General features: G+C 40.4%; 15 protein-coding genes. 5 read left to right on the top strand and 10 right to left on the bottom strand.

The window, feature by feature from the left end:
• Positions 1–12: 12 nt before the first annotated feature.
• The 5 genes from DX009_RS10115 to DX009_RS10095 are packed head-to-tail and all read right to left on the bottom strand — an operon-like array spanning position 13 to position 4553.
• Positions 13–546, bottom strand: coding sequence for a NuoI/complex I 23 kDa subunit family protein (locus tag DX009_RS10115; protein WP_006046349.1), 534 nt, complete (start codon positions 544–546; stop codon positions 13–15).
• A gap of 39 nt (positions 547–585) precedes the next feature.
• Entirely contained in the window at positions 586–1680 is a 1095-nt protein-coding gene (nuoH, locus tag DX009_RS10110; protein WP_006046348.1) for an NADH-quinone oxidoreductase subunit NuoH, read from the bottom strand.
• A 46-nt stretch (positions 1681–1726) separates the two neighbouring features.
• Positions 1727–3301 (bottom strand): NADH-quinone oxidoreductase subunit D-related protein, encoded by a 1575-nt coding sequence (locus DX009_RS10105; RefSeq protein WP_006046347.1) that lies wholly within the window; start codon positions 3299–3301, stop codon positions 1727–1729.
• Positions 3302–3318: 17 nt separating this feature from the next.
• On the bottom strand, positions 3319–4212 hold the full coding sequence (locus tag DX009_RS10100; protein WP_115083985.1) for an NADH-quinone oxidoreductase subunit B: 894 nt from the start codon (positions 4210–4212) through the stop codon (positions 3319–3321).
• A complete protein-coding gene (locus tag DX009_RS10095; RefSeq protein ID WP_006046344.1) occupies positions 4203–4553 on the bottom strand; it encodes an NADH-quinone oxidoreductase subunit A in 351 nt (116 codons plus the stop codon). The genes DX009_RS10100 and DX009_RS10095 overlap by 10 nt, the downstream gene beginning before the upstream one ends.
• Before the next feature lie 1288 nt (positions 4554–5841).
• Between DX009_RS10095 and DX009_RS10090 the strand changes: the two genes are divergently transcribed.
• Positions 5842–7686 carry a DUF2436 domain-containing protein gene (locus tag DX009_RS10090; protein ID WP_115083984.1) on the top strand — a complete coding sequence of 615 codons (1845 nt, stop codon included), beginning with the start codon at positions 5842–5844 and terminating at the stop codon, positions 7684–7686.
• Positions 7687–8367: 681 nt separating this feature from the next.
• On the opposite strand, the gene DX009_RS10085 is transcribed toward DX009_RS10090, so the two are convergent.
• Together DX009_RS10085 and DX009_RS10080 are read right to left on the bottom strand one after the other, a co-directional pair.
• Entirely contained in the window at positions 8368–10086 is a 1719-nt protein-coding gene (locus tag DX009_RS10085) for a fimbrillin family protein (RefSeq protein WP_115083983.1), read from the bottom strand.
• Between the two features lie 37 nt (positions 10087–10123).
• Positions 10124–10318, bottom strand: a complete 195-nt coding sequence (locus DX009_RS10080; RefSeq protein ID WP_006046339.1) for a hypothetical protein — start codon at positions 10316–10318, stop codon at positions 10124–10126.
• A gap of 721 nt (positions 10319–11039) precedes the next feature.
• Here DX009_RS10080 and DX009_RS10075 point away from each other — a divergent pair.
• The 4 genes from DX009_RS10075 to DX009_RS10060 all read left to right on the top strand — a co-directional run bounded on the left by DX009_RS10075 (position 11040) and on the right by DX009_RS10060 (position 16938).
• The gene (locus DX009_RS10075; RefSeq protein WP_115084068.1) at positions 11040–13571 is read left to right on the top strand and encodes a zinc-dependent metalloprotease; all 2532 of its coding nucleotides are present in this window, start codon (positions 11040–11042) and stop codon (positions 13569–13571) included.
• Positions 13572–14093: 522 nt separating this feature from the next.
• Positions 14094–15197, top strand: a complete 1104-nt coding sequence (locus tag DX009_RS10070) for an Mrp/NBP35 family ATP-binding protein (protein ID WP_115083982.1) — start codon at positions 14094–14096, stop codon at positions 15195–15197.
• 147 nt (positions 15198–15344) lie between these two features.
• Positions 15345–16247 (top strand): hypothetical protein, encoded by a 903-nt coding sequence (locus DX009_RS10065; RefSeq protein WP_115083981.1) that lies wholly within the window; start codon positions 15345–15347, stop codon positions 16245–16247.
• Positions 16231–16938, top strand: coding sequence for a hypothetical protein (locus DX009_RS10060; protein ID WP_115083980.1), 708 nt, complete (start codon positions 16231–16233; stop codon positions 16936–16938). The genes DX009_RS10065 and DX009_RS10060 overlap by 17 nt, the downstream gene beginning before the upstream one ends.
• A gap of 1186 nt (positions 16939–18124) precedes the next feature.
• Here DX009_RS10060 and DX009_RS10055 read toward each other — a convergent pair.
• From DX009_RS10055 to rimO, 3 genes are all read right to left on the bottom strand, one after another.
• On the bottom strand, positions 18125–19549 hold the full coding sequence (locus DX009_RS10055; RefSeq protein WP_115083979.1) for an HU family DNA-binding protein: 1425 nt from the start codon (positions 19547–19549) through the stop codon (positions 18125–18127).
• Positions 19549–19836 (bottom strand): HU family DNA-binding protein, encoded by a 288-nt coding sequence (locus DX009_RS10050; RefSeq protein WP_006046332.1) that lies wholly within the window; start codon positions 19834–19836, stop codon positions 19549–19551. Before DX009_RS10050 ends, DX009_RS10055 begins: the two co-directional genes overlap by 1 nt.
• 139 nt (positions 19837–19975) lie before the next feature.
• Entirely contained in the window at positions 19976–21283 is a 1308-nt protein-coding gene (gene rimO / locus DX009_RS10045) for a 30S ribosomal protein S12 methylthiotransferase RimO (protein WP_115083978.1), read from the bottom strand.
• Positions 21284–21306 lie beyond the last annotated feature (23 nt).

The following is a 21306-nucleotide window of genomic DNA, read 5'->3' as shown; positions in this document are numbered from 1 at the left end:
TTTATCTCCTCTTTATTTCTTTTTTGTATTAAATGTTCCTACTGTCCAATTGGCGCCACCATCTATAAGGTTAGGTAATGATCCTCCCTTATATACTTCTTCGTTTAGGTGCAATACTAGTTTTGAACGGTCGAAAACAGCATTTTCGAAGTCATTTGTAAACTCAATAGCATCGAAGTTGCAAGCGTTTACACACAATTGGCAGAACATACAGTCGCCCAAATCGTATTGATAGTCGAGCAGTGCACGTTTCTTTCTACCTGTTTCTGGGTCTTCGCGCATTTCGCTTGCTATGCGAATTGTACCGTTTGGACATGCTTTCTCGCACATAAGGCACGCTACGCATTTGTAGTTTTCGTTTTCGTCTCGTTTAAAAACTAAACGTCCGCGGTGTCGTGGTGCTACGTGGAGAGTTGTTTTACGGTTTTCTGGATATTGCTCAGTAGACTTAGGCGTGAAGTATTCCTTCATAGTAGTCTTCAAACCTGTTGCCAATGTCTTGAAAGCATTTCCAATTTCACCGAAATATGATTCTTTATTTTCCATTAGAACAATGAATTCTTAATTTACTTTACGATTATCTTGTTATGCGATTTTGAATGTCCAACCGAACGCTACGCACACTGTCATAAGCACCAATATAACAAGACTGAGTGGCATAAGATATTTCCACTCGAGCTTTAATATTTGGTCTACACGTAAACGGGGGAATGTCCAGCGTATCCACATAAGAAGAAATACTACTACAAAGGTCTTTCCAAGGAACCAAACAATACCTGGAATAAGGTTCATTAGGTTATCAAAACCTTCTATACCTATATTAATAGGTGCCCAACCGCCAAGGAATATTGTAGTTGCAAGACCTGATATTACAAAGAGGTTCAGATATTCTGCCAAATAGTAGAAGCCGAATCCCATACCACTATATTCTGTGTGGTAGCCTGCTGTAAGCTCACTTTCGGCTTCGGCAAGGTCGAACGGACCACGGTTTGCTTCTGCGTTACCTGCAATACAGAACACGATGAAGCCTAACAGGGCAGGAATGTGCCCTTGGAAGATAAGCCATTGCCACGGACCTGTTTGTGCTTCAACGATGCCAGATATCTGCATAGTACGCGTAAGTACTACGGCTGATATGAGGCAGATGCCCAATGAGAGTTCGTAAGATATCATTTGAACGGCTGCACGCATAGCAGAGAGCACAGAATACTTATTGTTACTTGCCCAACCAGCGATAAATACGCCTAACACTCCGATGGAGCTAATGGCTGTTACAAGAAATATTCCTACGTTGAAGTCGAGTACGGCTGCGCCTTTATTCCATGGAAGGAACGAGAATGTGCCGATAGATGCTGCTATTACGAGGAATGGTGCAAGGTAGTAAAGCAGTTTATCGGCTTTATCTACGGTGAATATCTCCTTGATAAGCATTTTCAGTACATCGGCAAACACCTGTAATGTACCCCACCAACCCACGCGAACTGGACCGATACGGCACTGGAAGTAAGCACAAACCTTACGTTCCATAAAAATAAGAATGATGGCGAGCACGGCATAACCCACGATGATAGCTACGCCTACGAGCACACACTCTATAAGAATTGCGCTGAAATTGCCGAGCCCCAAAGTTTGTCTTAGTAGCTCGTCGAACCATCTTGTTACTATACTAAAATCGAACATGTATATGATTTATTTCTTAATTCATTATTTATATATAGTTTTTCTCTTAGCGATCGATGTCTGGAATAACAAAATCGAGTGCTGCGCCTGTTGTTACAAGGTCGGCTATTTTCTGTCCTTTCAGCATCTTGTCCATTGCTCCTACCAATGTTAGACCCATTGGACGGAACTTTAAGCGATATGGGCTCTTGTCGCCTCGCGAGTCAAGATATGCACCAAATTCACCACTTGCGCCTTCAACAGAAAAGTACCACTGACCTTCTGGCACCTTAATGATTGGCTTCTGTTTTATATAGAAGTCGCCTTCGGGTATATTATCGATGAGTTGTTCAATGATATTCAAACTTTGGTACATTTCCTTAATGTGGCAATAGTAGCGATCCATAGAGTCTCCACCCGTCATTACCACCTCTTCGAAGTCCACTTTGTCGTAAACGGTATATGGGTGGTGTTTACGAACATCGTTACGCCAGCCGCTTGCACGTCCTGCCGGACCTGTTACGCCATAGCTGATGCACTCTTTTTCGTCCATTGGACCTATGCCAACAAAGCGTTGATGTGTGATGACGTTATCGCCGAAGACATCGAGATACTCTTGTATCATTGGTCTTAGATATTTGCAGAGCTTCTTTGTGTTTTCTACAAAGTTCGGGTCTATGTCGTCTTGCAATCCACCTATTCTATAATAGTTTTGAATTAGTCGTCCACCAGTAGTTTCTTCCATTACGTTCAAAACGTGTTCGCGGTCGCGCATACCGTAGAGCATTGCTGTAAGTGCACCTAAGTCTTGTGCGCAGCACGACGTGTAGAGCAAGTGGTTGTCTATGCGTTGCAATTCGTCCATTATGGTACGAATATATAGAATACGCTCCGATAGTTCAATGCCCATTGCTTCTTCTATGACGCCTACCAATGCGTGGCGGTGCATCATAGCCGAAAGATAGTTCATACGGTCGGTCAGAGCGAGTGTTTGTGGATAGGTGTACGATTCGCACATTTTTTCTATACCACGATGGATATATCCGAGGTGTGGATATATATGTTCTACTTTTTCGCCATCGAGCACTGTTTGCAAACGCAATACACCGTGTGTTGATGGGTGCTGTGGACCGATGTTCACCACAAACTGGTCGTTAGTAAACAGCTGGTGTGTGGTTGCTGTTAGTTGTCCATCTGCATTTAGGTTCCATTCTGTTGTGGTATCCACTTCTATGTCGTCTTCTGTGGTATACATATTCTTCGCAGGGTCCATATCGTAATCCTTGCGAAGTGGATAACCCACGAAGTCGTTTCTTAAGAAGAGGCGTCGCATATCGGGGTGTCCAAGGAACTTAATGCCAAAGAAATCGTAAACCTCACGTTCTAACAAGTCGGCGTCTGCCCACAGATTGCATACTGTTGGTATAACATATTCTTGTTCTACCTGTTTTGCAAGTTGTTTTACAGAGCATCGTTCGTGTGTTTGCGTATTTTCAAGTATATAGATACAGCCCAGACCTTCTTCTGTTCCGAAGTCTTCTCCAACTATTGTTACAAGGTAGTCGAAATGCTGTTCCTTTTTCAGTTTTGCCATTTCGTTGGCAAAACGTTCAAAACCAAACTCTTTATTTTCTAATTTCATTTTCCGTACCTTATTTATTAGTTAGCTGCTGTATTGTTGTCGTTAGGCTGTTGTTTATTTTCTGCTTCGTTTAGCTTATCTAACTCTTTGCCTAATTTTTCCACATCTTCTTTCGTTACAGGTTTGTCTACAACGATTGTTTCTTTTTTGGGTGCTGCTGCATCGGTAGGTTTTGCTGCTGGCCGTGCTGGTTTAGCTGCTGGCCGAGCAGGTTTCTGTGTAGCTTTATATGCTTCTTCCCATGCTGCTTCTCGTTTTTCTTTTATCGCTTCGGTAGATATTCCGAGTTTTTCTTCGAATATTAACTCTTCGTTACTAACTCCAAGTTTACTTTCTTCGATAGTTTGTTTATGGTTTGCACCTCCAAAGAATTTCTCAATTTTCACTTTACGTTGTAGCTGCATCATTCCGTAAATAATGGCTTCTGGTCGTGGTGGACAGCCAGGAATGTAAACATCTACAGGAATAATTTCGTCTATTCCACGCATTACGTGATAGCTGTCTTTAAACGGACCACCAGATATTGCGCAGCCGCCCACTGCTATTACGTATTTTGGCTCTGCCATCTGGTCGTACAAGCGTTTTAGTGCTGGTGCCATTTTGTTTGTTATGGTTCCGGCACACATTATCAGGTCTGCCTGTCGTGGAGAGTTGCGGGTAACCTCGAAACCAAATCGAGAGAAATCGTAACGTGCGCAGCCCACTGCCATAAATTCAATACCACAGCAAGAGGTTGCGAATGTAAGCGACCATAGCGAGTTGCTACGTCCCCAGTTTATTAATTGGTCGAGACTTCCTAATACAAGGTTTGTACCTCCGTTGTTTAGATCGTCTGCCATCTTCTCCAGAGTGCTGTTATCCTTCCACTCATCGTAAGGCATTGCCTTAATTTTAGGTTTCCTTATTTCCATTCAAGCGCTCCTTTCCGCCAAGCGTAAGCTAAGCCAAAAACTAACACCAACATAAAAAATCCGATTGTTGCCAACGCTAAGACACCATACGTGCTCACCACTACCGCCCATGGGTAAAGGAACACTGTCTCTACATCGAACATCAAGAAAAGGATAGCAAACAGGTAGTAGCCTACGTGCATTGGCAGCCATGATGTGCCATAGGTAGGAATACCACACTCGTAAGGTTCACCTTTCGTCGGATTGTAAGAACGGGGACCCAATAGTTTAGCTGTAACGTATGCTACAACAACCAAAAAGGCTGCCGTTATGAAGACGGTGATAAAAAGTGTAAAATACATAAATCTATATAGCTATAATAATATTACATCATAAATGTTAGAGTATAAGATATCTTAAACGCTTGCAAAGTTACAAAATTAATTATTAATGTTGCAAGAAAACTATAAAAAATGTGCCCTTTTTGTAATGCCAGCTTTACAAACGTAAATTTAACCCATATCTGTTATTATACCACAATATGTATAGTCCTTATCGCTTTTGCATTGTTTCCTAACATCTTTTGTTTTCTTATCGGCATCTTGCCTGTCTTTGTAATTTGACGTAGCCCGCTACGCCTGCATTACCAAGTCAGCCAATCTGCTCGATAATAAACCACAATATGTTTAGGCTCTAATAACAGACATGGGTTAAACCCATATCTGTTATTATACCACAATATGTACTTATCGGTATCTTGCCTGTCTTTGTAATTTTACGTAGCCCGCTACGCCTGCATTACCAAGTCAGCCAATCTACTCTATAATAAACCACAATATGTTTAGGCTTTAACAACAGATATGGGTTTAAGAGACTTGCTATTTATTTCTGTTTAATGGCTGATATGGGCTGTTAAGGTTTCAGCTATATATAAAAACTATGTGGTTATAATGGCTGAATGGCTCTTAACATAAATTGTTTTTTAAACTGTAGCATCATTACATTTTGTTTCTGCTGTTATTTCTTGCTCTCTTTTGTTTGAATGTTAGCCATTTTACTTGTTTTTCGGACTGGTGAGTATATATAAAATATGGTGTTTGTAACAAGTTGTGAATGAGGCTGATATGATGCACCAAAAAATATGACGTCTGTTTCGATTGCGACAGATATCTGAAACGATCACGACAGACGTCTGTCACAATTGCGATAGATATCTGAAACTAACGCCTCATTCGAATTAAACTATTGGTTACACATTATTATATATAGCTTATACTGTTAAGTTCACACTGTTTTTATAGTCTTTCAAACTCATTGTAGTTACTTTTGTCTATACAATATGCTGTGATGGTATGCACAACGAGAAAACAAAATTTGTAAAAGCTTTAACAACATAATGTTAGGTTTAAGGTGTTGCAATTGTGCAAAAATAGAACGAAAAAACATTACGAAATGCTTGCCATTTAGGTGTAAAAACACTATCTTTGTGCCATTACATAGTTACAAGTTGCGGTAGAGCGCACTTTTAATGAATTTGGAACAAACATTAACAACAGTAAGAAAGTATATTCTCATTAACCTAACACCACGCCCAAATCTCCGATACGGCGCTGTTCTGGAAAGGAACTGAAACAGGGAGATTTTGTTAAGATGAAGCCAAATTTACGTAGAAACAAGTTTGTGGTAATAGCCGCTCTATTCATCACAATGTTTGCAATGCCTATAGAAACATGGGCACAAGGCACAGCTAAAATTATTCTCGAAGCACACAATGTGTGGGGAGACGGCAGCGGATACCAGTTGTTGTTAGATGCCGACCACAATCTGTATGGCGACAAAATTCCCGTTGAAGGACCTATTTGGGACGATAACAATCCGCCAGCCAATCTTTACAGCGGTTTCGAATATACCATTCCTGCTAATGCCGACCCATCTACCACACCAAAACACATGGTGGTTGATGGCGAAGAAAGCATAGACATACCCGCTGGTATATACGATTTCTGTATTGTGGCGCCTCAGGCAGGCACTAAAATATGGATTGCGGGCGATGCCGACGGACCCACACGGGGAAACGATTATAAGTTTGAAGCAGGAAAAACCTACCGATTCACAATGCACATTGTGCACGAAGTGAACAACGATGGCGCAAAACTTCTAATTACAGAAGATGGAAAAATAGAAACCTATCAGCTGTGGGTGGCTGGTACGCAAGTTACGTCCGACAATTGTAACGACCTTCCACGTAGTAAGGGAGTAGTGCTTTACGACCCAGCAACGAAAGTACTAAGTTTGTACGATGCCACTATTAATGTGTATGGCACCGACGAAGCCATTAAAACATCAATGGACGACCTTACCATTCGTATGGAAGGTGAAAACACACTCGCTTCTACCGATGGACCAGCTATTCGTGTTGAAAAAGCAAAAAGCACCATTACAGGCGGTGGAAAAATGACGCTTACAGGCAAAGATTTTGGCATTTATGTTGCACCCAACGCATCGCTAACCATAGATAATAGTGGAATAGACAGCAAAGGGTCTATCGGCAACGAAATGGCAGGAGCCGAAATCACCATTAACAATTCTTCGGTTACAGCAAAAGGAAACACTTATGCCAGTATGTGCGGCATACAAACGCTATCGCTAAATGGCTGTTCTATAGTGAAACCATCTGGCGCTAGCTTCGATGCAAGTCTTGCCGGCATAGCTCTAAACAACGAATTGGTGAAAGACGAGGTGGTTATAAAAGCACAAGAATTAACCTATTACGACCTTGAGGTGGCAGGCAGACGCGTTACTTCAGCCAATTGCAACACACTGTCTAAACTCGATTATGTGAATGGAACTATTCTTTACGACCCAACAGCCAACGTTCTTACCTTTAAAGATGTGTCTATTGCAGGTGCTATAAATGCAGTGGTGTCGCACTCAGATAATCTAACAATAAAGCTTATTGGTAACAACAATTTTACAACCGAATATGTGGCTATTAGCTTTACAGCTCCGCTCACTATAACAGGTGGTGGAACGCTAACAGCTAAAAGTGTAAAAGATTGTGCCATTTATGCCAATCAAACCAATTTAACAATAGACAATTGTAATGTAAATGCCGAAAGTACGGTGTACGGAATTGCTGGCGATGGTGGCGATAACGAGCATCTTACCATAAAAAATGCCAACGTTACAGCCATAGGAACACAGTTTGGCTCTATTAGCGACTTTGCTTCTATTACGCTATCAGACTGCACTATAGCTCAACCAGATGGTGCTGTGTTCGACCCAACAAAACATTGCATAGCACTAAATGGCGAACCTGTGAAAACTAAAGTTGTTATTACGAACAACCCAGCGGGCATAGCTACTGCTAAAGGCGAAGATGCAAACACGCAAAACATCTATTCGGTTAGTGGTGTTCGTATGTCAAAACAGCTTAACAGTTTGCCAAAAGGTGTTTACATTGTAAATGGTCGTAAGGTAGTAAAATCGTTATAAATATCGCACGGCGATAGCAAGATATACCATAATTTTATTGTTTTGTGGGTGTAAGGGCACTATTAATCGGTGCCTTACACCTCACTTAATGTTTGCAGCTAAACACATTTTGTATAAACCACGTATGGTGGAATGTTCGCTGCTAAACACATTTTGGATAAACCACGTATGGTGGAATGTATGCTGTCAAATACATTTTTAATAAATACGTCTTGTTGAATGGGCGTCAATGAATGCGTCTGTGTCCATCTCCGCACTGTTTGCTTGTGTTGTGCAATACCTCCCACGTGCACTCCGTGAGGCGTAGGGGACCGATTTATCGCGCCCGCCTCCACATCATTCCCCACTTGTTATTGATATATGAAACAATTGGACCACGCAATATATTTTTTTGTGATTTCGTGGATACGGGCACGATAAATCGGTCCCCTACGCCTACGGAATGTATGCTGCTAAATACATTTCGCATTAATCACGTATGGTGGAATGAATGCTGCTAAATATGTTTTGGATTATATATGTTCTGCGGAATGTTCGCTGCCAAATACATTTTGGATAAAACCAACAAACCTATATAACAGCTATAAAAAAAGAGAAGACCAACTGTCGTAAATTCGCTGGTCTTCTCCTAATCAAGTTATGAAAGAATTAAATGTATCTCTCTTATAAACCCCAACCCTTTTATTTTTTATACTTCTGTTGTTCGCCTATAAAAATAGGACGAATGCTATACATATTGCTCTTTGGGTTTGTTGCGTTAATATGTGTGCTAACTACTGGCAAAGAAAGGCAACCATTGCTATGATAATATGCAGTAAATGCAGTTGCTTGCTTCCAGTTTGAACCTGTAGAAGTCCAATAAAGAGCTTGGCTTCCTGGCTTGTCTAAGCGTGGGCATCCATCATTATAGGTCTGGTAAGAGCCTGCGAATGGAAGGAATACACCATTTTCGAGTTGCACTTTTGTGAAGTTATACAATCTGCAGCAGTTTGTTCCATAAACACCAACATTAACTGTGTAGTTGATGTTTGAACGTCTTGAGCCGCCAATCCATCTTGTAGTACCCTTCAAACAACGGTCGTTTGTTGGAACATAGAGTACACCGATAACTGGTTTTCCGCCATCAATGTAGTAGCCAAGATATCCTACTGTGCTGCTCATCAAGTGCTCGAAGTCGTGCTTAGAAGGCATTCTCCATGTTTTGTTAGATGCGTAGTAAGCGAGATCGCCGAACTCATCACGTGTAGAAGCCTGCTTTTGAATGTCTTGAGTTGATGTCCAATAGTGGAGATAGTTGCTGTGTCCATAGTGAGGAGCCTTTGCAATGTCGCCCCAACGGAAGTGATCGAACTTGTCGTTACCGAAGTTACGTGGCAATACTTGACCCATTGTGTACAATGGATAGCTTTCTGTATAGAAGAAATCCCATGGGTTCTTTGCAAGGTGATAAGCATCGCGCCAGCCATCAACCTTAGTTCCTGGTTCGTACTGCAAGTTGTATTTACCCCACTTAACACCGTCAACGTCAATCCATGGGTCGATAACCTTCTCTACAGTATAAGCATAATATGATGCTACATCAAGCTTAAAGCCTGAGTCATGAATTGTATAAGTCTTGTTATCTGCAGTCTCTATAATATAGGTAGCTTCGAAATTATCGTCTGGGAATACCATTACATAGAGTTCATCAACAGGAGTTGGGGGTACAATAGTAAGACCATCATTTACACGATTAGTGAATTTTCCAGTCTTTAAGTCAAATGTTGCCTTTGTTGTAATGCCCTTAATGGTAAGCTTCTTAATGTTTTTGAGCGCCAAACCTTCGTATTTAAAGTCAAGCTTTAAGATTGAATACTGCTTTGAGAATTCAATATCTTGAAGCAAAGTAGGGCCATCGAAATTGATATTCTTTAATGTTCCCCAAGTATAATCAAAGTGATTGAGGGTTTCTCTCGTACCATCTTGAACTTTAGTTACTGCTACACCATCTTTCTCAATGGTGTTTTCTTGCATATTTAACTCTAACGTACCTGGTGTAGTACTTTTGCTTTCATCTTGATAAGGATAGAAGAATGCCAAGTCATCACCTACCTTACATTTAATAGATCCATCAAATTTAGAATACACTCCTTGAGTTCTTGCATGGAGTTGATCGAACCCTTGAGGGTTAGCAAGGTTGTAAGCAAGAATGGCATCTCCCTTTTCCCATTGTGCTTTACCATTTAAATTGATGATAGAACGGGTTGTCGCACCTTTTGATGCAGAAACTGTTACTTCACGTGCGGCATTTTCATTTGGATTTAAAGCGTTTGTTTCGTCGTTGTTTAATTCGCTTGAACAAGATGTCAAACCAATTGCTACAACACACAATAATGTGGCGTAAACGTTTTTAAAATTCATAATTTTAAGAATTAGTTAATATTTTTTTTGTCGTTATTTAATTCAAATCTTCAGATTCTTCATCTTCTGATTCAGTGTCATATTCAAACAATGGCTGCTCCTTAGCATGACCACCTGGTCGTGGTTTAGGTTTAACACCACCATTATCTCCACCATTTGTACCTGCCAATAAGCAGCCTTCTGATATTGTTGCTACTGACACTACATTGGGTTTAATGTACTTTTTCATCATCGTTTTTAAATTTTTGGGTTTATAAAAGATTTATACTACGTATTTATCTAACTTCTACTACATATTTATCTAATTTATACTACGCATTTATCTAACTTATACAAGGAGAGTTACATAATAGATTTAACAATAATGTAGTGGCACTCCTATTTAGTTTACTCAGCGATAATCTTAACTAATGTGATTGTTCCAAGTATCTGGTGCAAAGGTAATTATTAACTTTAACACACGCAAACGCTTTAACTGAATTATATATATACTTATAAATAATTAACCTATATAAATTCATAAACTGTAATATCTTTTTATTAAAATCGCTTTTTTGCAATGTACTGGATACCCAAATAAAATAGTAGAAAGATAGAACAATATGCCTAAAACGGTGTGATTATATTTTATAAGCTATATAATGGTTCAACTGTTTTATAATCAGTACACTACAAAATATATTACTTTACATTGTAAAATGTGTACCTTTATTGTCTAAAGAGCTGTTTTTTGACTACAAAACCAAAGTTTTTATGCTTTATAAATGGAATTATTACTTTTTTATAAAAATTAATTTACAAAAGTAAAAGCTGTTTTTCGTTAGTCTTTACATATATAAACATATTTTACTTGTATTTATTTAATATATCTTATAGCCGAGAATATGCAATATATTTTGCAGTTTGTAGCTTTTTGTCTATCTTTGTTCGCTCAAACAACAATAAATCGTATTATGATGATTAATAGACAAATGGCGACTTGCCTTATAGCATTCTGTATGACTGCCGGCGTTTCAATTGCTAGCAACAGAAGCATTTACAGCAATGTAAAAGACTCTACTGACGATAAAACTACTGCTGTAAAACAAAAAGAGAATAATTTGAACGGAACAGAGAAGGCAGCGAAAGACAAAGAGAAAGAACTGCCTTACGACCAGCTTATTAAACGTACTGGTAGCGTGCAAGATGGACTTTTCACTATAAGGCACATAGATGATAAGTGGTATTTCGAAATTGCTGATTCTCTTCTTGGACGCTATATATTGGCTGTAACACGTTTTACAGGTGTGCCACAAAGCTTTGGTAAGTTTTCTGGCGAAGCTATTAACCAGCAAACGCTATATTTTGAGCAACGCAATGCCAAAACAATGTTGCTTCGCGCCTACGTTCTTTCGCAAGAAGCCGACCCCAACAGTCGTATCTCAAAAACGTTGAAAGCATCGACAGTAGACCCTATTATAGCTTCGTTCAAAATTATTGGACGCAACAAAACTACTGGTGCACAGCTCATAGATGTTACTCCTCTATTTGCGAAAGATAACGGAGTGGTAAGCATATCTGCCAATAGTGCAAAGCAACTAAAACTTGGCGCATTGCAACCCGACCGCACTTTTATAGATACCATGAAGGTTTACCCTATTAATATAGAGGTGGCTACTACACGTACCTATAACAGCACTCCATCTACTACACCGGCTTCGTATACAGAATCGGTTACTATTAGCCTGAACACCAGTATGGTTTTGCTACCGAAGGTGCCTATGCGAAAGCGTATTTGGGACTCTCGTGTGGGCTATTTCACCAATAGATATACCATATTTAGCGATGAACAGACGAAAACAGACCGCGAACAGTTTATTTCGCGCTTCCGTTTAGAACCTAAAGACCCACGACGTTACCGCAACGGACAGCTCACAGAACCCATTAAACCCATTGTGTTCTACATTGACCCAGCTACGCCTAAAAAGTGGGTGCCCTATCTAAAAAAAGGCATTGAAGACTGGAATGTTGCATTCGAAGCGGCTGGTTTTAAGAATGCAATATTGGCAAAAGACTTCCCGAACGACTCTACTATGAGTGTAGACGATGCACGATTTAACGTACTCCGATATTTACCTGCCGAAATAGAAAATGCTTACGGTCCACGAATTGTAGACCCACGCAGTGGCGAAATTATAGAAAGTCACATCTGTTGGTATCATAACGTAATGAATTTACTTACAAAATGGTATATGACACAGTGCGGACCATTAGACAAAAGAGCGCAAACTATGAAAATGGACGACCACTTAATGGGCGAACTAATACGATTTGTATCGAGCCACGAAGTGGGACACACGCTTGGTTTGCGACACAATATGGGAGCAAGCCACGCTACACCTGTAGAAAAACTACGCGATAAAAAATGGGTGGAACAGCACGGACACACTGCCAGCATTATGGACTATGCTCGCTTTAACTATGTTGCGCAACCAGAAGACGGAATTTCTGAACGCGGACTCTTTCCACGAATAAACGACTACGACAAGTGGGCGATAAAGTGGGGATACCAATATAGACCTGAATTTAAAGACGAAATGCAAGAAAAGGATAAGCTGATGGACGAAACAACGGCTATTCTTGCTAAAAACCCACGCCTATGGTTTGGTGGAGAAGGACGCAATGAGGACCCTCGTGCGCAAACAGAAGATTTAGGAGACGATAATGTTAGAGCCAGCGAATATGGCATAAAGAACTTAAAACGCATTATTGTTGCATTGCCAGAGTGGACCAAGCAACCTAACGACCAGTATAAAGACCGCATTGAAATGTGGCAAAGTGTTTTGTCGCAATTTAACCGCTACACTAACCACGTGCTGAAAAACGTGGGCGGACGCTACCTTAACAATATGCCAGGACAGAAACCTTACGAAGTGGCACCGGCACAAAAGGGACGCGATGCTGTAGAATATATCTCCAAACAGCTCTTCGATGCTCCGCTGTGGCTATATCCTGCTACTATGACCGACGTTGCTGGAACAGACATAATTGCCGACATAAATGCACAACAAAGTAGGGTGCTAAAGGTATTAATGAACGGAGCACTTCTCGACAAGATGTATAAAGACCAACAAGCAAAGGGCGCATACCAGTTTGCCGACTATCTGAACGATGTGTTCCAAGCCGTTTGGAAACCACTAACGGCAACGAACGAGACGAAGAATGCTACACGCCGATTGTTGGAACGCACATATTTAGAACAGCTAAATGTATTGCTAAATCCAGTGAAAAAAGAATTGCTAAATCCAGTGAAAACAGAGAAACCAACTGCTGCCGACCGAGCTTCTAACTCTGATGTTATGCTCTATATGGAACAGCAAATGGCTAAAGTGGAGACTTTCTGCAAACAACAGGCTGCACAAAGTTCTGGCATCAACTTGCTGCACTACAACGACTTGTTGCGACAAATAAAGGTGATTAGAGAGCGAAGAGAAACCGCAAAATAAACCCAACAACATATAAAAACCACCATAAACCATAATATAGTAAGGTGTTCTGCAGAAAATTAATATTCTCCAGAACACCTTATTATATATAGTAAAACATAATTGCTATAAACCTTACCGCTGCATTGCCGCATAAAAACATACATAATGCACAGCAAAATAAACCCCTCTAATGTGTAATAGTATAAAAACATAAACATTGCAGTTTCTTATTAAATCTACCGTTGTATATCCATAGATATACAAAGCGCAATCCATAGATATCTAAAACAATCGCCACAGACGACTGAAACAATTGCCACAGACGACTGAAACAATCGTTACAGATATCTAAAACAAAAGCCACTAACTGCACCCCTAATTTTATATGACATTATATACACCTTGTGCACTCTGCGAGTAAACACAGCGAGAGATGCTTACAAATTGTTTGTCTCTTTTCTATTGAAGCCAAATATCTCTTTGCAACTTCAATTTTTTTTCTGTATCTTTGCAAGCACTATACAATATAAACAAACAAATATGGAATTATATCCAAAACTCATTACCGATGCATTAGAGCAGGTAATGTATCCGGGAACAAAGAAAAACATTATAGCAAGCGAAATGCTTGCCGATGATATACGCATTGACGGAAACAAGGTGAGCTTTACTTTGGTGTTTCCACGAGACACCGATCCCTTCTTAAAGTCTACTATAAAGGCAGCCGAAGCACAAATACACTATTCTGTAGGCAAAGATGTGGAGGTACAAATTAACACCGAATACAAATCGGCACCACGTCCCGAAGTAGAAAAACTTTTGCCACAAGTAAAGAATGTAATAGCCGTTAGTTCAGGAAAAGGCGGAGTGGGCAAGAGTACCGTATCAGCAAACCTCGCCATAGCATTAGCACGCTTAGGCTATAAAGTGGGACTGTTAGACACTGACGTGTTCGGTCCAAGTATGCCAAAGATGTTTGGCGTTGAAGAGGAACGACCATACGCCATAGAAAAAAATGGCAGACAACTTATAGAACCCGTAGAAAAATATGGAGTGAAACTACTTTCCATTGGGTTTTTCGTTAATCCAGATACAGCAACATTATGGCGTGGCAGTATGGCGTGCAATGCCCTGAAGCAGCTAATAGCCGATGCCGATTGGGGCGAATTAGACTATTTTATACTTGACACGCCACCAGGAACAAGCGATATACACCTAACATTGTTGCAAACATTGGCTATTACGGGTGCAGTAATAGTGTCTACACCGCAGAGTGTGGCACTTGCCGATGCTAAAAAAGGCATTGATATGTATAGAAACGACAAGGTGAATGTGCCAATACTGGGATTGGTGGAAAATATGGCTTACTTTACGCCAGCTGAATTGCCCGATAATAAATACTATATATTCGGCAAAGAAGGTGCTAAACAATTGGCAAAAGAGATGGGTTGCCCACTTCTGGCGCAGATACCACTAGTGCAGAGCATTTGCGAAAATGGCGATAAAGGCGAGCCATCGGCTGTGAATGTAGATAGTGTAACAGGGCAGGCTTTCTTAAATTTGGCGCAAGCCGTAGTAACCGTAGTGAATCGCCGCAATAAAGAGCAAGCTCCAACAAAGAGAGTAGATGTAAAAAACACATAAGAAGATAATAACAGGGGTACAATCTAACAAGAAACAGATTGTACCCCTGTTGCCTTTCAAAGTCATACAATATTCCATTGCTGAAACATAACACATCTGGTTGGTAGACTTCGTAAAAACGATAGAAAAAAATAAATAGAAACCTATATGAAGACTAAAGCTTATATCTTAGGAGTAATCTATTTGGCACTGCTTATTCTTGGATTAGTGCAAATAGGCATAAACGCACCACAAGGACCACCCCCCTACGACTATCAAATGGCTGAAGATGAAGCCAAACGTGTAAACGTAAATGTAGACAATTATACCATTAGTCGTATTACTGGTACAAAAGAATTGTGGTTTCGCGATATGCCAGATGTTTCGTTTGTTGTGGCAATATCGTTTACTGACGACCCTAACAAATGCTGTATTAAATATCCAAAAGATTTGGTGCAGATAACAAAAAATGACGATGTACTCTACGGAAAGGCTACTCAAGATGGAGAGGTACTTGACACCAGGAAGCATAGGCTGATTCATACTTACACCAATTTCGATAAACAATTGCTTGCGGGCTGGAAAACAAACGGCTCTGACGACCGACTTATAGATATGGTAGAGCAGGAAGACACCTACACTATATTTATTTACATGACGGTGATGAAAGACTTTTGTGCCATCAGAACCGATAGTCCGGGATTCTGTTTCTATCTGATTGATGCACATTTACCATCGCTCTACTTCACAGCTTACTACAACACATTCCTCCGTTTCTATGGCGAAACAGAACTGGGAGAGTTCTGGACGCAGTGGGTTAATTACAAAGTAGACCTCGGAAAAGCCCATATCAAAAATATGCGCATAGATGTTGATGGCGAAACAGACTACTACGATGAGGAGTGCAAGGTGGACACGCTACTACTAACAGGTAAGGGCAATATGCCATTCTTTACACGCAAATCGTATAAAACAATAGAAGTGTCAGAAAAGAAACGAGGAGATATAACATTCGGATACGACACCGAACCAATGATAAAAATAGCAAAGCCTTATGGAAAGAAATTGTAATAGACGTGCACATGTAAATATAATAGCTTACGCAAGAGCCTTATGGGCTGCAACAAAGAAGAAAAGACGCAACACAGCAATAGCTATTATTATACCAATGGTATTGTTAGAGATGGTAACCGCTGCATTTCGTGGCTTTGGTTCGCCCACCGGAAACGGCGGAGGCGGCTCGGTTATATATGTAATCTACCCACTATTTATACTTGTTTGCTGCATTGCAGCTTCGTTTGGTATGAGTCGTAAATACGAAATACCAGTGTTGCGCGTGCCTGTTTGGGGCGAATGGGTGGTGCGTTGGATAATTTTTGTGCTTTTGCCATTCTTCTTTTTCTTGTTTGTAACCCATCTGCTCGATATTTTTGTTGCTACACCTAAAAGTGTACCAATGCCGTGGGAGGTTGATTTAGCTGAATTGCCGGGAAGCTACACGTTGCCCATTATATTCTTCCTTGTGTCGTTTTTCTTTGCTGTGTCTATCTATTTTTCGTTCCTTTCGTTCTTTGCTGGTTTGCTAATACTTGCTATTGTTATTATTATAAGCTTAATTTTTATTCCACGAGCCGTGTTCTGGTATGTTGGAATGCAAGACACTTCGTGGGAAGTAATAGGATTTCTGCTCGTAATGGGGGCGGCTGCTTTAGCTCTGTCGTATTATAAATTGCAAGCAGACCGTACAGACGATGACGAATAAAAACACAAGTTGGTGCACAATAGGCAGGGTTGTTTACATATCTAATAGTGTTCTCTGCTAAATGTGCTTTGTGTTTGGTACGCCTCACGGACCATTCTCTGCTAAATGTGCTTTATGTTTGGTACACCTTACGGAATGTTCTCTGCTAAATTTGTTTTGCATTTGATACGCATTATGGTGTGTGCATTATAATATATGTCCACGTGCCCACCGTTGTGTGTTTTTATTGTGTGCAATATATGTCCACGTGCGCACCGTTAGGCGTATTTATTGTGTGCAATATATGTCCACGTGCGCACCGTTATGCGTATTTATTATGTGTAATATGTATCCACGTGCACACCGTTAGGCGTAGGGGCTGATTTATCGTGCCCGTTTTCTCCCCACAATTGTGTGGTGTTGGCGTTAAAAACAAACAAGAATGGGGACTGTTTTGCATAAGAAAAGTATCTGTATTGTAAAAGCATTGATTGTGTTAGCGTACACAGAAAAAAAACAGTAAAAAAACAATAGAAACGTTTGGTACAACCGATTTATTTACATAACTTTGTCATCGTTATCCTGAAAACAATCTTTTTTACCTTAAATCCACTAATACCTATTAAAGGTTTAAGAAGCGGCAGCCTGAGAGGGTAGCCGCTTTTTCTATATATATGCGTGTGTAGACACAGTAAATGGTGTTTGATATGGCTAAATAGAAAGTATGGGAGAGAATATAAACAAAATTTACTGATTGCGCACAAATGATGTGTGCCATTCCAAGTGTTTAGAAAAATTACTAAGATGTTTATGTTATTTTTGTCTCAGATATCTACTACCTTCGTTTTAGATATCTGTAACGCTCGTCTCAGATATCTGTAACGTTCGTTTTAGATATCTGTTATTTTCAAATTAGACATCATAGAAAACTACCAGTTTTATGGCTCTATATATTAATGGTAGAAAGATGTTTGTTCTAAATTGGTGATTAAGCCTAAACATATTTTGTTGCAATGCTACACAGTGTTTGTAGCGTTAGGCGATATATTCGTTAGTTTATTGCTATTTGTATATAAAACAGGTGTAAAACACTTTTAATTATGCCTCTATACATACTGCTGTTGTATGCTATAAAACAAAATGTGCGCAGCCTCGTAAGAAGCTACGCACAGACAAATAAAAATTACTAATTATGAAAAAAGTCGATTTATTTTGAACGATATTGTGGGCGCAATTCTACCTTTGGTACCTTCATAGTGTCGCCTGCTGCCATAGTTGTGGCATTGTTTAACACTTGGAAATAGGCTACCATATCTGGACCAAGAGCCTTCCTGCTATACGATTGCATGGTTTGACCCTTCTTTAAAACCACTACCTTTTCTATGCCAATGATGTCGTAAGCACCATATCTGATACGTTTATCGTTGCTGAGTTGTTTAAACTTTTCAGTATCGTCGATGGGCGATTGTACTTGTTTTGGAGTGGGTTGAATCTGCTTTGGTGTTGTTTGGGCTACCTTTGCAGAGGAATGCTGTTTTGTTTGTTTAGCTTTTGCGGTGGGCTTGCTCTTTGGTTGAGCACTAACTGCTACGGCATTGTCGCGAAGTGCTGCGTCTTTTCCAAACTTATAGCCGAAGAAATACATAATAGCTATTACGAAAAAGCCTACAGCAGACCACATTAACCAATTAATTTTCTTTGGTTTTTCTGCTGTCTCTTCTTGCTTTTGTTCTGTTGTAACAGGCGTTTCTGGTGTTGCAATGGGCTCTTTTACAATATTTTCTGGTTGTGTTTGGTTTGCACTTTCCAGTTTTTGTTCTGTTGCAACCGGCGTTTCTGGTGTTGCAATAGGTTCTTCTGCAATATTTTCTGGTTGTGTTTGGTTTGCATCTTCCAGTTTTTGTTCTGTTGCAACTGGCATTTCTGCCGTAACAGTAGGTTCTTCTGCAATGTTCTCTGGTTGTGTTTCAACAAGTGGAATAGGCTCTTCTTCTGTCGTCTCCGATGTGTTTTTAATAGGTTCAGCCTCAGTTTCTATTGCCACTTCTTGTTTGGCTACAACTATCTCGTGGTCTTTTTCGGGTTCGCTAACAGTTTCTACGCTATCTTTTACGGTGCTTGTATATTGTTCTATAGTGGTTTCTTGTGCACCGTTAGCAGTTTCGTTGGTGCCATCTGTTGTTTCTTCTTCGTTCGACGATACAACCTTTGTGTCAGGAATAGCAGCGTTGTTTGTTGATACTGTAGTTTCGTCAGCATTTTCGAGCGTTGCCTCGTTTTCGTATTTACTATCTATGTCGGTAAAATCAACACCATCGTTCAGTACAACCGTTTCGAACTGTGCAAAAGGCTTGTTTACAAGCTCTTTCATTGTGGCATCGGGCGTAAACGATACCTTATCGTGTCCTTCTATCAACACCCGCTCTCCCGTGTTTACATTCACACTTTCGCGCGGCTTAACCGCTTGCACCTTAAATGTGCCAAGCCCCTTTACCTTAACAAGTTTGTCGGTTTTAAGTCCTTCGTTCATTACATCGAACATAGCCGAAACAAACTTTTCTGCCTCTTTAACCGTTATTTTGTGCTTCTTAGCTACAGTGTCGGCTATAAGCTGTAGTGCTGTTTTTGCCATTACTCAGCCCCTCCTTTCTTTAGCTTTTCTTTTATAGAGGCTGCCGCACGGAAGTTTAGCACCAGTTTAGGTGGCACAAGCATTCTCAATCCTGTGGCTGGATTGTTCATAATACGTTCGAGTCGCTTCTTAACTTCGAAGGCGCCGAATCCTGAGACTAATACAGGGTCGCCCGATTCGAAGTTGTCGCCCATTGCTTGCAAGGCAGTATTCACAAGCTTTTGTGTTTCGTCTTGTGTTCGTCCCACTTTGTTTGCCAATGCACTTATAAATTCTTTATTGTTCATCTTAGGGTTGTTTGCTTCTTAAAAACGTTGTTCTGTTATTCCTTATAAGGAAGTTTTTTGTTGCTGTGCTATGCGTGTTTGTTTTCTGCGCATCTTAATTTGCGTTGTGCGTACCAGCATCACAGTATATATTGTTGTTCTATTGCGGTGTAGCAACTACATCTCCATAGAGATCGAACTCGTCGGCTGCTGTTATTTTTACCAAATAGAAATTACCAATAACCAATGGTTGCTTAGCTTTTACCAACACTTCGGGGTCTACATCAGGCGAACAGAACTCGCTTCTACCTATATAGTAGTCGCCTTCTTTGCGATCGATAATCACCTTTAGTGTCTGTCCAATCTTTTCAGCTTCTATTTCAGCCGATATTTCTTGCTGTAAAGCCATCAACTTATCAAGTCGTTGCTGCTTTACTTCAGAAGGAACATCGTCTTTGTAGTGTTGTGCGCTATACGTACCTTCCTCGTGCGAGTAGGCGAAAGCACCCATACGTTCGAATCGTGCCCATCTAACGAAGTCTAATAATTCGTTAAAGTCTTCTTCGGTTTCACCCGGAAAGCCCACCATGAGCGTTGTTCGTATGTGCAGACCAGGCACTTTTTTGCGTAAGGTACGTATAAAGTTGATGGTATCTTGCTTTGTAACGTGGCGCTGCATACGCGTTAGCATATTGTTGGAAACGTGTTGTAGCGCAACGTCAAGATACTTGCAAACCTGTGGCTTATTGCGTATTACATCGAGTAAGTCGTATGGAAATTGGTTTGGATAAGCGTAATGGAGTCGTATCCATTCAACACCAGGAATGTCTGCTATATGCGAAATAAGTTCGGTAATATGGTGTTTGCCGTCTAAGTCTACACCGTAGTAAGTTAGTTCTTGCTCTATTATTTGGAATTCCTTAACTCCGTTGGCAGCCAATTCGGTAACTTCGTTCAGTATATCGTCTATTTTACGCGAGTGATGTTTGCCTGTTATCAGCGGAATAGCACAATAGGCGCAATGTCGATCGCACCCTTCGGCAATTTTTATGTAAGCATAATGTGGTGGTGTAGTAAGGTGTCGGCGCCCATCGCACGATGGTATTTCAGCCTTTCCAAGGTCTGAAATGAGCTGTTTAAAGTTGAATTTGCCGTAGAACTTATCTACTTCAGGAATTTCTTTTTGTAGTTCTTCTTTGTATCTTTGCGACAAACAGCCCATAACATATAGTTGTTTGAGCTGTCCGTTCTCTTTTCTGTTTACAAATTCAAGTATTGTATTGATACTTTCTTCCTTTGCTGTTTCTATAAAACCGCAAGTGTTTATAACGGCAATTTCGCCTTCGGGTGTATCCGAATCGTGCACACAGTTATAGCCGTTTGCTTCGAATTGCTTCATAAGGAGCTCTGAATCGACAAGATTTTTTGAGCACCCCATCGTTATAATATCTATCTGATTCTTCTTCATTCAGTTGTATTCCAACGCTTTGG

Origin of the sequence: Prevotella pallens (genome assembly GCF_900454935.1) — a bacterium.
In the GTDB taxonomy this organism is placed as follows: domain Bacteria; phylum Bacteroidota; class Bacteroidia; order Bacteroidales; family Bacteroidaceae; genus Prevotella; species Prevotella pallens.
This window is presented reverse-complemented; position numbering and strand designations above follow the sequence as displayed.

What these genes read in the sequence shown, in the direction of transcription:
- DX009_RS10115 (WP_006046349.1), bottom strand. Translation starts at nt 546, where the DNA reads ATGGAAAATAAAGAATCATATTTCGGTGAAATTGGAAATGCTTTCAAG.
- nuoH (WP_006046348.1), bottom strand. Translation starts at nt 1,680, where the DNA reads ATGTTCGATTTTAGTATAGTAACAAGATGGTTCGACGAGCTACTAAGA.
- DX009_RS10105 (WP_006046347.1), bottom strand. Translation starts at nt 3,301, where the DNA reads ATGAAATTAGAAAATAAAGAGTTTGGTTTTGAACGTTTTGCCAACGAA.
- DX009_RS10100 (WP_115083985.1), bottom strand. Translation starts at nt 4,212, where the DNA reads ATGGAAATAAGGAAACCTAAAATTAAGGCAATGCCTTACGATGAGTGG.
- DX009_RS10095 (WP_006046344.1), bottom strand. Translation starts at nt 4,553, where the DNA reads ATGTATTTTACACTTTTTATCACCGTCTTCATAACGGCAGCCTTTTTG.
- DX009_RS10090 (WP_115083984.1), top strand. Translation starts at nt 5,842, where the DNA reads ATGAAGCCAAATTTACGTAGAAACAAGTTTGTGGTAATAGCCGCTCTA.
- DX009_RS10085 (WP_115083983.1), bottom strand. Translation starts at nt 10,086, where the DNA reads ATGAATTTTAAAAACGTTTACGCCACATTATTGTGTGTTGTAGCAATT.
- DX009_RS10080 (WP_006046339.1), bottom strand. Translation starts at nt 10,318, where the DNA reads ATGATGAAAAAGTACATTAAACCCAATGTAGTGTCAGTAGCAACAATA.
- DX009_RS10075 (WP_115084068.1), top strand. Translation starts at nt 11,040, where the DNA reads ATGATGATTAATAGACAAATGGCGACTTGCCTTATAGCATTCTGTATG.
- DX009_RS10070 (WP_115083982.1), top strand. Translation starts at nt 14,094, where the DNA reads ATGGAATTATATCCAAAACTCATTACCGATGCATTAGAGCAGGTAATG.
- DX009_RS10065 (WP_115083981.1), top strand. Translation starts at nt 15,345, where the DNA reads ATGAAGACTAAAGCTTATATCTTAGGAGTAATCTATTTGGCACTGCTT.
- DX009_RS10060 (WP_115083980.1), top strand. Translation starts at nt 16,231, where the DNA reads ATGGAAAGAAATTGTAATAGACGTGCACATGTAAATATAATAGCTTAC.
- DX009_RS10055 (WP_115083979.1), bottom strand. Translation starts at nt 19,549, where the DNA reads ATGGCAAAAACAGCACTACAGCTTATAGCCGACACTGTAGCTAAGAAG.
- DX009_RS10050 (WP_006046332.1), bottom strand. Translation starts at nt 19,836, where the DNA reads ATGAACAATAAAGAATTTATAAGTGCATTGGCAAACAAAGTGGGACGA.
- rimO (WP_115083978.1), bottom strand. Translation starts at nt 21,283, where the DNA reads ATGAAGAAGAATCAGATAGATATTATAACGATGGGGTGCTCAAAAAAT.